This window comes from Bacillus sp. PPSBB_11 (assembly GCF_038023285.1).
Taxonomy (GTDB): Bacteria; Bacillota; Bacilli; order Bacillales; family Bacillaceae; genus Bacillus; species Bacillus altitudinis.
Genome location: NZ_CP150633.1, coordinates 710,506 through 722,829, shown reverse-complemented (window position 1 = coordinate 722,829; position 12,324 = coordinate 710,506). Strand labels below are relative to the sequence as shown.

Genomic DNA, 12,324 nt, shown 5'->3' with positions numbered 1-12,324 from the left:
AGGGAGAAGCCTTCAAATTCTCCCTTTCTCTTTCAATGAAGGGCGAATTTTGTCAAAGGTTGATGAATAGAAGAGTGAAAGTGGGGAAACGGATTTGAAGCCAGAACAGCATAATGAACTAGAGCGTTCCATGAAAAGCAGACATCTCTTTATGATTGCCTTAGGTGGGGTCATCGGAACAGGCCTTTTCCTTGGATCAGGACTCATTATTCATCAGGCAGGCCCAGGGGGAGCCATTCTTTCGTTTATCATTGGCGGGTTGCTCATGTATTTGGTCATGCTCTGTCTTGGTGAACTAGCAGTGGCGATGCCGACAGCTGGTTCCTTTCAGGAGTATGCAACCAAATATATAGGTCCGTCCACAGGCTTTATGATCGGCTGGCTTTATTGGTTTAGCTGGGCATGTACAATTGGACTGGAGTTTACGTCAGCAGGGATTCTACTCCAAAGGTGGTTCCCAGATATCCCTGTTTGGCTTTGGTGTCTTGCCTTTAGCGTCATCTTATTTTCCATCAATGCCATCTCGGCACGCAGCTTCGCTGAAACAGAGTTTTGGTTTTCAGCCATCAAGGTGGCTGCGATCTTATTGTTTATTATCATTGGAATTGGCGCAATTTTCGGAATGATTCACTTGAAAGGTGGGGAACCAGCCCCTCTATTTCGTCATTTGACGGATCATGGTGGACTTTTTCCTAATGGTGTTTTTGCGATTTTATTAACCATGGTCACAGTCAATTTCTCCTTTCAAGGAACAGAGCTTGTAGGGATTGCAGCAGGGGAGAGTGAAAGTCCAGAAAAAACACTCCCGCGCTCTATTCGGAATATTATTTGGCGGACGATGGTCTTTTTTGTTTTATCGATTGCGGTTCTTGCAGCACTTCTTCCATGGCAGACCGCCGGCGCAGTGGATAGTCCGTTTGTTGTGGTGTTGGACAAGGTCGGCATACCATACGCTGCAGATATCATGAATTTTATTATCATTACAGCCGTTTTATCTGTAGCGAACTCTGGATTATATGCATCATCACGTATGCTTTGGGCGCTTTCAAAAGACGGGAAAGGACCTGTTTTCACGAAAAAATTATCCAAGCGTAAAATCCCGATCAATGCCTTATTGGTGACAATGGGTGTATCCGCTCTATCACTGCTCACGAGTGTTGTAGCACCAAAAACGGTATATGTCTGGCTCATATCCATTTCGGGTATGGTGCTTGTCGTGGTTTGGATGTCGATTTGTTTATCCCAATACTTCTTTAGGAGGCAATTCATAAAAGAGGGCGGAGATGTAAAGAATCTTGTCTTCCGAACGCCTTTTTATCCATTTGTGCCATTAGCAGGCTTTATCGCATTTGGCATTGTTCTTATCAGTTTATTCTTTATTGAGGATCAGCGGATTGGTCTTTATTGCGGAGTTCCATTTATGGCCGCCTGCTACATCATTTACTACCTCAAGATTAAACCGAAGGAAGATGCGAAACGATTTAATGAAGAGAAAGAAACGATACCGAAAACATAAGCAGGCGGCTTTTGACCGCCTGCACCTTTTCAAAGACAAATGCATTCAATATAGAAGAAAATAAATAGTTTTAAAAAAATAAAATGGCGGAAAGCTAGATGACAAGCAGGTTATCGGTCAAAATGTGTCTATTTTTTGTCTAAATGTGTTTGTAAGAGTTGAAAATGCAAGATTATCCTGTTAAAATAATTAAAGAAAGCAGGGATTGATTTTTTTTGGCTGTGGCGGGACGTTTTTTGTCACAGTGGGACGTTTTTAGTCCAACGTGAAAAGAAAGGGTCGTTAGCCATGAATCGTTTATTGGAAGCTCAAAAAAAATTATTACCAGATCTTCTCACAGTTATGCAAAAGCGCTACGACATTTTGCAGTACATCAGATTAGCTGAACCAATTGGTCGCAGAAGTCTTGCGACAAGTCTTGGTCTGAGTGAACGTATCTTAAGAGCTGAGGTTCAGTTCTTAAAGGAACAAAATCTGCTGGATGTCAAAACGAGCGGTATGATGCTGACGACTGAAGGTCATGCTTTGCTTGAAATGCTTGAAGGAATGATGAAGGACGTTTTAGGTTTAACCTTTTTGGAAAATACATTAAAGAGGAAATTAGGCCTGGAAGAAGTCATCATTGTTTCTGGTGACAGCGATGAATCCCCGTGGGTGAAGCAAGAAATGGGAAGAGCTGCTGTTCAATGTATGAAAAAAAGGTTTACTGGAAATAATATCGTCGCCGTCACTGGCGGAACGACGATGGAAGCTGTTGCCGAAATGATGACCCCTGATGCCAAAAACAGAGACATGATGTTTGTCCCTGCGAGAGGCGGTCTTGGGGAGAATGTAAAAAATCAGGCAAACACCATTTGTGCCCACATGGCTGAAAAAGCTTCCGGTACTTACAAACTGCTGTTTGTTCCAGGACAGCTGTCAGAAGGTGCTTACTCTTCCATTATTGAAGAGCCGTCCGTCAAAGAAGTGCTTCAAACAATTAAATCATCCACGATGCTCATTCATGGAATCGGTGAAGCAAAAACAATGGCGATGAGACGAAACACACCCGCTGAAGATTTAAAAAAGATTGATGAGCATGACGCAGTGACAGAGGCTTTTGGCTATTACTTTAATCGTGATGGCGAGGTCGTCCACAAAGTGCACTCCGTCGGCATGCAGCTAGATGATTTAGAAAGCATTCCACACATCATTGCTGTTGCAGGTGGATCATCAAAGGCTGGGGCCATTGAAGCTTATTTCAAAAAACCCCGCCGAACGGTTCTCGTCACAGACGAAGGAGCCGCAAAAGAGTTATTAAGGGAGTCAATCGATCCCTCAATATAAAACATTGTGACCTATAAAAGGAGGAAACATCATGGCAGTAAAAGTCGGTATTAACGGATTTGGACGTATTGGACGTAACGTATTTCGTGCAGCATTAAACAATCCTGAAGTTGAGGTAGTAGCGGTTAACGATCTAACAGACGCTAACATGCTTGCACACCTTTTACAATATGACTCTGTTCACGGAAAACTAGATGCAGAGGTTTCTGTAGACGGTACGAACTTAGTAGTGAACGGTAAAACAATCGAAGTATCAGCTGAGCGTGACCCTGCGAAATTAAGCTGGGGTAAACAAGGCGTAGAAATCGTTGTTGAATCTACTGGATTCTTCACAAAACGTGCAGACGCTGCTAAACACTTAGAAGCTGGCGCTAAAAAAGTCATCATCTCTGCTCCTGCTAACGAAGAAGATATCACAATCGTTATGGGTGTAAACGAAGACAAATACGATGCAGCTAGCCACGATGTCATCTCTAATGCATCTTGTACAACAAACTGCTTAGCTCCATTTGCAAAAGTACTTAACGATAAATTTGGTATCAAACGCGGTATGATGACAACTGTTCACTCATACACAAATGACCAACAAATTCTTGATCTTCCGCACAAAGACTACCGTCGTGCTCGTGCAGCTGCGGAAAACATCATCCCAACTTCTACAGGTGCTGCGAAAGCTGTTTCACTTGTATTGCCTGAACTTAAAGGTAAATTAAACGGTGGCGCTATGCGTGTTCCAACACCTAACGTTTCTTTAGTTGATCTTGTTGCTGAATTAAATCAAGATGTAACGGCTGAAGATGTAAATGCAGCACTTAAAGAAGCAGCTGAAGGAGAACTTAATGGAATCCTTGGCTACAGCGAAGAGCCATTAGTATCTGGTGACTACAATGGTAATGCAAACTCTTCAACAATCGATGCTCTTTCTACAATGGTAATGGAAGGCAGCATGGTGAAAGTCATTTCTTGGTACGATAACGAGAGTGGATATTCTCACCGCGTTGTTGACCTTGCAGCTTACATTGCAAAACAGGGTCTTTAATTTCTCACACTGAAGGAACTCACTTGGTTCTTTCCTAGAGACACGATATAATGAAGACGGACAAGGGAAGGGGAAGCATCCCTTTCCCTTTTTCTCTGTATTTATCCGTTCTGCACGATTTCTCGTTTTGATGAGGGCAAAATGGGAAAAGGATAAAGAGAGACTTGTCCAATGCGTAAGGAAACCAGAATAAAGGAGGATCTCCTGACGAGCATGAATAAGAAATCAGTAAAAGACATTGACGTAAAAGGTAAAGTTGTGTTCTGCCGCGTAGATTTTAACGTTCCAATGAAGGACGGAAAAGTGACGGATGATACTCGTATTCGCGCAGCATTACCAACGATTGAGTATTTAACAGGACAAGGCGCAAAGGTACTACTAGCTAGTCATTTGGGTCGTCCGAAAGGTCAAGTTACTGAAGAACTGCGTCTGACACCTGTAGCAAAACGTCTGCAAGAGCTTCTTGGACAAGAAGTGAAAAAAGCAGATGAAGCTTACGGCGACAACGTGAAAAAGCAAATCTCTGACTTAAAAGAAGGAGATGTGCTAGTGCTTGAAAACGTTCGTTTCTATCCTGGTGAAGAAAAGAACGATCCTGAATTATCAAAAGCGTTTGCTGATTTAGCCGATGTGTATGTCAATGATGCGTTCGGTGCTGCACACCGTGCACATGCATCCACAGCTGGTATTGCAGCGTATCTTCCGGCTGTTTCAGGCTTCCTCATGCAAAAAGAGCTTGAGGTTCTAGGGAAAGCCATTTCAAACCCTGATCGCCCATTTACAGCGATTATCGGTGGCGCAAAAGTAAAGGATAAAATCGGTGTAATTGAAAGTCTTCTTGATAAAGTGGACAACCTGATCATCGGCGGCGGACTTGCTTATACATTTGTCAAAGCACTTGGCCACGAAGTAGGAAAATCTCTATTAGAAGAAGACAAAGTAGATTTAGCGAAATCCTTTATGGACCGTGCAAAAGAAAAAGGCGTGAACTTCCTGATTCCAACAGATGTTCTGGTAGCCGACGACTTTTCAAATGATGCGAATACAAGCATTGTGCCAATCTCTGAAATTCCAAGTGATCTAGAAGCACTTGATATTGGAACAGAGACAAGAGAGAAGTATGCTGATGTCATTAAAAACAGCAAACTTGTTGTCTGGAACGGACCAATGGGTGTATTTGAAATCGATGCATTCGCTAAAGGAACAAAAGCAATCGCAGAAGCACTGGCAGAAGCAAAAGATACATATTCTGTCATTGGTGGTGGAGATTCAGCAGCAGCTGTTGAGAAATTTGGTCTTGCCGATCAGATGAGCCATATTTCTACAGGTGGCGGCGCTTCACTTGAATTTATGGAAGGCAAAGAACTTCCAGGTGTGACTGCATTAAACGATAAATAAGACCAAAACTGCTATAAGGAAGTGTCAATCATGAGAAAACCAATTATAGCTGGGAACTGGAAGATGAACAAAACACTTGGTGAAGCTGTAAGCTTCGTTGAAGAAGTCAAGTCATCTATTCCATCTCCTGACAAAGTGGAATCTATTGTCTGTGCACCAGCCCTTTTCCTTGAAAAGCTGAACAGCCTTTCTAACGGAACAGACCTTAAAATTGGTGCGCAAAACATGCACTTTGAAGAAAATGGTGCATTCACTGGTGAAATCAGCCCTGCTGCGCTTAAAGATCTTGGCATCGGCTACTCAGTGATCGGTCATTCAGAGCGCCGCGAATTCTTCGCTGAAACAGATGAAACAGTGAACAAAAAAGCACATGCTGCATTCAAGTATGGCATCGTTCCAATCATCTGTGTAGGTGAAACGCTTGAAGAGCGTGAAGCAGGCAAAACAAACGAACTTGTCGCTGATCAAGTGAAGAAAGCACTAGCTGGTTTAACGAAGCAGCAAGTCGCTGAATCTGTGATTGCCTATGAGCCAATCTGGGCGATCGGTACAGGTAAATCTTCTACAGCGAAAGATGCAAACGATGTTTGTACGCACATTCGCCAAACGGTTGCAAGTGAATTTGGTCAAGAAGCGGCAGACAGCCTTCGCATTCAATATGGCGGAAGCGTGAAACCTGCGAATATTAAAGAATATATGGCAGAATCCGATATTGACGGTGCTTTGGTAGGCGGCGCAAGCTTAGAACCTCAGTCTTTCGTTCAATTATTGGAGGAAGGTCAATATGAGTAAGAAACCAGCTGCATTAATCATCTTAGATGGATTCGGTTTAAGAGGCGAAACAGTCGGTAACGCTGTTGCCCAAGCAAAGAAACCGAACTTCGACCGCTACTGGAACGAATTCCCGCATCAAACCTTAACGGCTTCAGGTGAGGCAGTGGGCCTCCCAGAAGGTCAAATGGGGAACTCTGAAGTTGGGCATTTGAACATCGGTGCAGGACGCATCGTGTACCAAAGCTTAACAAGAGTGAATGTTGCCATTCGTGATGGGGAATTTGAGAAAAACGAAACGTTCCTAGATGCAATGACTTATGCAAAAGAAAATGACAAGGCGCTTCATTTATTCGGTCTCTTGTCAGACGGCGGTGTGCATAGCCACATCCAGCATCTTTTTGCCTTGCTGAAACTAGCGAAAAAAGAAGGCTTAACAAAAGTATACATTCACGGCTTCTTAGACGGACGCGATGTTGGTCAGAAGACAGCGAAAGTGTACTTAAAACAGCTTGAAGAACAAATCAAAGAAATCGGTGTCGGAGAAGTCGCAACACTTTCTGGACGCTATTACTCAATGGACCGTGACAAGCGCTGGGATCGTGTGGAGAAAGCATATCGCGCGATGGCGTATGGTGAAGGCCCAAGTTATCAAAACATCTATGATGTCGTTGATGACTCCTATGAAAATGGAATCTACGATGAGTTCGTTATTCCATCTGTCATTACGAGAGAAAATGGTGAGCCGGTTGCAAAAGTAAACGACGGCGACTCTGTGATTTTCTATAACTTCCGTCCAGACCGTGCGATTCAAATTTCAAACACATTCACAAATGAAGATTTCCGCTCGTTTGACCGCGGGGAAGCACATCCGAAGGATTTACACTTCGTCTGCTTCACACACTTCAGTGAAACGGTAGATGGCTATGTGGCTTTCAAACCAGTGAATTTGGATAACACAGTAGGAGAAGTACTTTCTCAAAATGGATTGAAGCAGCTGCGGATTGCTGAAACAGAGAAATATCCTCACGTGACGTTCTTTATGAGCGGTGGACGTGAAGAAGAATTTCCTGGAGAAGACCGCATCTTAATCAATTCACCAGATGTCGCAACCTATGACCTCAAGCCAGAAATGAGCGCTTATGAGGTAAAGGATGCACTTGTTGCAGACATCAATGCTGATAAGCATGATGCGATCATTCTGAACTTTGCTAACCCAGATATGGTGGGGCATTCAGGTATGCTTGAGCCAACAATCAAAGCCATTGAAGCAGTAGATGAGTGCTTAGGAGCTGTAGTCGACGCAATCCTTGCAAAAGGCGGACACGCCATCATCACGGCAGACCACGGTAACGCAGACGTGCTCATTACCGAAGAAGGAAAGCCGCATACTGCACATACAACGAATCCTGTGCCAGTCATCGTAACGAAAAAAGGTGCGACGCTTAGAGAAGGCGGCATTTTAGCTGATCTATCTCCAACGCTTTTAGACTTACTTGGACTTGAAAAACCAAAAGAGATGACAGGAACATCATTGATTCAGAAATAACAAATTGATTCAAAAGGAGAGAAATAACGATGCCATACATTGTTGACGTATATGCACGCGAAGTATTAGACTCTCGCGGTAACCCAACAGTTGAAGTAGAAGTTTACACAGAATCTGGCGGCTTTGGCCGTGCACTAGTACCAAGTGGTGCTTCTACTGGTGAATATGAAGCAGTAGAACTACGTGACGGAGACAAAGACCGTTACCTTGGAAAAGGTGTTCTGACAGCTGTAAACAACGTAAATGAAATCATTGCACCAGAGCTTTTAGGCTTTGATGTCACTGAACAAGTAGCAATTGACAAAATGTTAATCGAACTTGACGGAACTGAAAACAAAGGGAAATTAGGCGCAAACGCAATCCTTGGCGTATCTATCGCTGTAGCACGTGCGGCTGCTGATTTCTTACAAATTCCACTTTATCAATACCTTGGTGGATTCAACTCCAAAACGCTTCCAGTACCGATGATGAACATCGTCAACGGTGGAGAGCATGCGGATAACAACGTAGACATTCAAGAATTCATGATTATGCCTGTAGGTGCTCCAAACTTCCGTGAAGCACTTCGCATGGGCGCTCAAATCTTCCATAGCCTGAAATCTGTATTAAGCGCAAAAGGCTTAAACACAGCTGTAGGTGACGAAGGTGGATTCGCTCCAAACCTTGGTTCTAACGAAGAAGCACTTCAAACAATCGTAGAAGCGATTGAAAAAGCTGGTTTCAAACCAGGTGAAGAAGTGAAACTTGCGATGGATGCTGCATCTTCTGAGTTCTATAACAAAGAAGACGGTAAATATCATTTATCAGGCGAAGGTGTTGTGAAAACATCTGCTGAAATGGTTGACTGGTATGAAGATATGGTATCGAAATACCCAATCATCTCAATCGAAGACGGCCTTGATGAAAACGACTGGGAAGGTCACAAACTATTAACTGAGCGTCTTGGCAGCAAGGTTCAGCTAGTAGGAGACGACTTGTTCGTAACAAATACGAAGAAGCTTTCTGAAGGAATCAAAAACGGCGTTGGTAACTCAATCCTCATCAAAGTAAACCAAATCGGTACATTAACTGAAACATTTGATGCAATCGAAATGGCGAAACGTGCAGGCTATACAGCTGTTATCTCTCACCGTTCTGGTGAAACAGAAGATAGCACAATTGCAGACATTGCAGTTGCAACTAACGCTGGACAAATCAAAACAGGTGCTCCGTCTCGTACGGACCGTGTAGCGAAATACAACCAATTACTTCGCATCGAAGATCAATTGGCTGAAACAGCTCAATACCACGGCATTGCTACATTCTATAACTTGAATAAGTAATGTAAAGCAACGCGCTGCGTGCGCTCTTTTGAAAAGAGCGTATCGCAGCGTTTTTTTTATGTTGAAATAAAGACGCAAAGCTGGCTCAAGCGAATAGGCTCTGCTTCCTTTGTCATATCCTATTTTTGTAAAAAATCATCCTTCAGTCAGAGGAGAAACGATGAGCTTGACGATTTATAAGCAATAAATCATGAAAACTCTTCTAAAAATATGATCTGAATTGAACTTATGCTATTTGCATGGGGGTGGTATCATTTTACATATATTAGGGGGTGATGAGATGCTGAATCCTTTTAGCCTTCGTTTTCCAGTAGGCGTGTACATGTATGTCCTTCACCTACTGGCGGCATATGATGAAAGGAAGCAACGAATTCTAACTTCTAAGAACGTACAGAAAAATGCATTTTGGATTTATGTCCTTGCCGCTATCTTAGGCATTGTGACAGCTGCAGCTTTGATTTGGGCATGCAAAACATTTGGAAAAGGCTCGAAATTTTTAGGAGAGTTCAAGTTTTTAGGCCTGTATATTAAAATCAAATGCGGCTTCTAACAAATGGTGAGAACAGATGCGTGTCATCTGTTCTATCTGAAATAAATGGAGGGACATGATGCTGACATTACACTTAACAGAAAAAACGTATAGCCGCACCTTTTCTCTCCGCGATATTCAGTTAAATGTAGAGAAAGGACGTATGCTTCTGCTTTTGGGGCATAATGGGGCAGGAAAAACCACGATGATTCAGTCTATGTTTGGCCTGACACCATTTACGGGTGTTGTCTCTTTAGATGGTAAACAGCTGAATTTTCAATCCTCAGCACATATCTCCTTTTTGAAAGAACATGTTTCCTATATTCCTGATGATCATGCTTTGTTTGATTATTTAACGCCGAGAGAATATTTTCATTTACTCCAGCTTCCAGACAAACGAAATGGACCTCGAGAAGAGGCCTTCGTCGATCTGTTTGAGCTGAGACCTTATATGGATCAGCCAATTGCCCAGCTGTCTCATGGCAATCAAAAGAAAACCCAAATCATTTCACAGCTCCTTAGGTCTTGTGATTATTATGTATTCGACGAGCCTACAAATGGACTTGATCCAGATATGATGATCATCTTAAAAAAGGTGCTCATGAAGCTGAGAAATCAAGGTGCAGGCATTCTCATTTCTACCCATCATTTGGGCTTTGGTGAGACATTGTATGACCACCTTATGATCTTAAGAAACGGTGATATCAAGCTGGATATGTCACGTCAAGAAACAAACAAAACATTCCCTCATCAAGCACTTGAGGATATTTATAAAGAAGTGAATCAAGATTACTATATGCAGGTGGAGAGGTTGCTCAATGACTTGGACACGACACGTTCTTCATAAAATAGAATGGGGCATGCTCACAACGAAAATCAAGCAGCTCGGCAAAAAATATCCTTTGCAGCTTCTCGCCGCAGCCGTTTTTTTATTGCTGATCTACGCCATATACGTTGTCATGAGCCTGCGTTTTTTTATGCAAGTAGGGGAGAGCGAACCAGTTGCTTTATACCTTCAATTTGTGAAAATGACCCTGCTGCTTTTGGGAGCAGGTATTGTCTTTTCCCGTCATAAAATGAAGCGTCAAGAGTATCAGTTCTTCTTTTTGAATAGTGCGATGCAAAGTGTCTCATTTGTCCTTTGTGTGTATTTCTTTCCAGTGCTGTTTTGTTTCATCATGATTGGTCTGCTTTTTTTACCCATCCTATTAGGACTGATCATTAGCGGCGTTACACTATCTTTGTATTGGATCATTGTGGTAGGGATCACTTGCTGTGGATTGGCGCTCTATACGCTTGCTTCTTGGATGCTGATACGCATTGGTGTGAGCCATTTTATATCAAAAACAAAAGAGCATTTACTGCTGCAAACGATTGGATTTGTGACGCTCGGTGCTTTCGTGTTTCTCCTTTTTCAAAAAGCGGTTGAGATGATTCAAGTATGGCCGTCTATCTATCTTGTATTTCTGATGATCTTTCTATGTGCAGGGTGGTTTTGGCTGAAAGGCTTGGCGGCTTGTTATGTCAATCGGATGTTTTTGCAGCTAAAGGTAGAGGTGAAGTCGTTTTCTTACCAAAAAATCAGATCGGATTCTTCATTTTTCACACATCTGCGGCAGGAGCTTGTTTATTTTAGCCGATCAGCTGTGTTTAAAGAACAAGGTATTTTGTTCCTGTTTCTTGTCTGTTTCACGATAGGTCTCCCATTCATCTTTACTTCGGCAGAGACTGGCTGGCTGTTTACTTTTATTGTGCAGTTTGCCTTAAAGGAGATCCTTATTATGCTTCCTCTGATGATTGGCAGGGAATATCATCTCCATCAGCGAGCCATTTTTATGTTAAATACATCAAAGGGTGCCTATTTATTATCAAGAATTTTATTTTATTACACAATGAATATATTGATTTATTTTGTCTATATCGGGCTTGCTTATTTCATGATTGGGGTTGAAAGTGAAGGGCACGGTTTGGCAAGCTTGTCCATTTTATTGATTACTGTCATGGCGGCATGTGTCGGGTTTGTCGTGAAGATTAGTGATTTTAATAAACTGTTTGTGATCGTGATGATGATTGCTGTGTTCAGTATGTTGGATATGCTTTTAGTCCAGTGGCTTTCAGCAAATACTCAGCTGCTCTCAACTGCCTATATGGCTTGTTCAGCCGCATTCTTCATCTTCATATATGCTGCCATGCTAAAGAGGCCGATTGTGCGATGATGACGCTTTTATTTTGCTTAATAGCCGTTGTGCTCATTCATGAACTCGGACATATCCTGATGGTGATGGTGTGCAACAAAATCGAAAAAAGACCCATCTTTGATTATGTGGTGATGATCGATTGGAAGCACGTGTCGATTGTCCATGAGAAATTTTCACGGCCGGGTTTTAATGTGATGGTGGCACTTGCAGGTCCTGTGTTTCCAGTGATCTGCTCGGGTGTGCTTTTCTTCATGTGGAGGCATCCAGTGACGCATCCATTGCTGCTTTTTTCTTTATTAAATACAGTGATGCTGCATCCAGCTTGCCCAGACGGGAAAAATATCATCACCAGTTTAAAAGAGATGAAAGGAGAGAACTAAATGGTTAAAGTATTTCATTCGTTTTCTAGCGGTTTAACGCTTGCGATGCTGTATGTGTTTGCTGTGTTTATGACGCCAGTATTTTTAATGCTGCTAGAGGTTCATCATGTTGAATCAAGTCCAACTCTATTTGGTATGCCATTTTATATCATGAAAATTGAACAGTATCAATTCAGCTCAGAGGCAACGCTCTTTGGGTGCGTGGTCTGTTTTTTAGCGGGTGCCGCTCTCTACTTCTTGATTCAATATGTGATTCATGCAGTGAAAAAGAGCAGAACATAAAAAAAGCAGGCTGA

General features: G+C 42.5%; 12 protein-coding genes. All 12 read left to right on the top strand.

Annotated elements, in window-relative coordinates:
• Positions 1–94: 94 nt before the first annotated feature.
• The gene (locus V7L95_RS03680; protein ID WP_035389427.1) at positions 95–1,516 is read left to right on the top strand and encodes an amino acid permease; all 1,422 of its coding nucleotides are present in this window, start codon (positions 95–97) and stop codon (positions 1,514–1,516) included.
• Between the two features lie 288 nt (positions 1,517–1,804).
• Positions 1,805–2,842, top strand: a complete 1,038-nt coding sequence (locus V7L95_RS03675) for a sugar-binding transcriptional regulator (protein ID WP_008347711.1) — start codon at positions 1,805–1,807, stop codon at positions 2,840–2,842.
• 31 nt (positions 2,843–2,873) lie between these two features.
• Positions 2,874–3,881, top strand: coding sequence for a type I glyceraldehyde-3-phosphate dehydrogenase (gene gap, locus V7L95_RS03670; protein ID WP_012011304.1), 1,008 nt, complete (start codon positions 2,874–2,876; stop codon positions 3,879–3,881).
• Positions 3,882–4,094: 213 nt separating this feature from the next.
• A complete protein-coding gene (locus V7L95_RS03665; RefSeq protein WP_017359212.1) occupies positions 4,095–5,279 on the top strand; it encodes a phosphoglycerate kinase in 1,185 nt (394 codons plus the stop codon).
• 30 nt (positions 5,280–5,309) lie between these two features.
• Entirely contained in the window at positions 5,310–6,071 is a 762-nt protein-coding gene (gene tpiA, locus V7L95_RS03660; RefSeq protein WP_035389424.1) for a triose-phosphate isomerase, read from the top strand.
• The gene (gene gpmI / locus V7L95_RS03655; protein ID WP_017359214.1) at positions 6,064–7,599 is read left to right on the top strand and encodes a 2,3-bisphosphoglycerate-independent phosphoglycerate mutase; all 1,536 of its coding nucleotides are present in this window, start codon (positions 6,064–6,066) and stop codon (positions 7,597–7,599) included. Before tpiA ends, gpmI begins: the two co-directional genes overlap by 8 nt.
• A 29-nt stretch (positions 7,600–7,628) precedes the next feature.
• Positions 7,629–8,921 (top strand): phosphopyruvate hydratase, encoded by a 1,293-nt coding sequence (eno, locus tag V7L95_RS03650; RefSeq protein ID WP_003212752.1) that lies wholly within the window; start codon positions 7,629–7,631, stop codon positions 8,919–8,921.
• A 280-nt stretch (positions 8,922–9,201) separates the two neighbouring features.
• Positions 9,202–9,471, top strand: a complete 270-nt coding sequence (locus V7L95_RS03645; RefSeq protein ID WP_008347702.1) for a hypothetical protein — start codon at positions 9,202–9,204, stop codon at positions 9,469–9,471.
• Positions 9,472–9,529: 58 nt separating this feature from the next.
• Positions 9,530–10,297 carry an ABC transporter ATP-binding protein gene (locus V7L95_RS03640; RefSeq protein ID WP_008347699.1) on the top strand — a complete coding sequence of 256 codons (768 nt, stop codon included), beginning with the start codon at positions 9,530–9,532 and terminating at the stop codon, positions 10,295–10,297.
• On the top strand, positions 10,269–11,666 hold the full coding sequence (locus V7L95_RS03635; RefSeq protein ID WP_340968028.1) for a hypothetical protein: 1,398 nt from the start codon (positions 10,269–10,271) through the stop codon (positions 11,664–11,666). The genes V7L95_RS03640 and V7L95_RS03635 overlap by 29 nt, the downstream gene beginning before the upstream one ends.
• Positions 11,663–12,028: a hypothetical protein gene (locus V7L95_RS03630; RefSeq protein ID WP_129547820.1), complete on the top strand. Its 366-nt coding sequence runs from the start codon at positions 11,663–11,665 to the stop codon at positions 12,026–12,028. Before V7L95_RS03635 ends, V7L95_RS03630 begins: the two co-directional genes overlap by 4 nt.
• Positions 12,029–12,310: a hypothetical protein gene (locus tag V7L95_RS03625; protein ID WP_008347692.1), complete on the top strand. Its 282-nt coding sequence runs from the start codon at positions 12,029–12,031 to the stop codon at positions 12,308–12,310.
• Positions 12,311–12,324: the final 14 nt, after the last annotated feature.

Coding starts and splice junctions, on each gene's coding strand:
- gap (WP_012011304.1), top strand. CDS start 2,874: ATGGCAGTAAAAGTCGGTATTAACGGATTTGGACGTATTGGACGTAAC.
- V7L95_RS03645 (WP_008347702.1), top strand. CDS start 9,202: ATGCTGAATCCTTTTAGCCTTCGTTTTCCAGTAGGCGTGTACATGTAT.
- V7L95_RS03630 (WP_129547820.1), top strand. CDS start 11,663: ATGATGACGCTTTTATTTTGCTTAATAGCCGTTGTGCTCATTCATGAA.
- V7L95_RS03665 (WP_017359212.1), top strand. CDS start 4,095: ATGAATAAGAAATCAGTAAAAGACATTGACGTAAAAGGTAAAGTTGTG.
- V7L95_RS03625 (WP_008347692.1), top strand. CDS start 12,029: ATGGTTAAAGTATTTCATTCGTTTTCTAGCGGTTTAACGCTTGCGATG.
- V7L95_RS03635 (WP_340968028.1), top strand. CDS start 10,269: ATGACTTGGACACGACACGTTCTTCATAAAATAGAATGGGGCATGCTC.
- V7L95_RS03675 (WP_008347711.1), top strand. CDS start 1,805: ATGAATCGTTTATTGGAAGCTCAAAAAAAATTATTACCAGATCTTCTC.
- gpmI (WP_017359214.1), top strand. CDS start 6,064: ATGAGTAAGAAACCAGCTGCATTAATCATCTTAGATGGATTCGGTTTA.
- tpiA (WP_035389424.1), top strand. CDS start 5,310: ATGAGAAAACCAATTATAGCTGGGAACTGGAAGATGAACAAAACACTT.
- V7L95_RS03640 (WP_008347699.1), top strand. CDS start 9,530: ATGCTGACATTACACTTAACAGAAAAAACGTATAGCCGCACCTTTTCT.
- eno (WP_003212752.1), top strand. CDS start 7,629: ATGCCATACATTGTTGACGTATATGCACGCGAAGTATTAGACTCTCGC.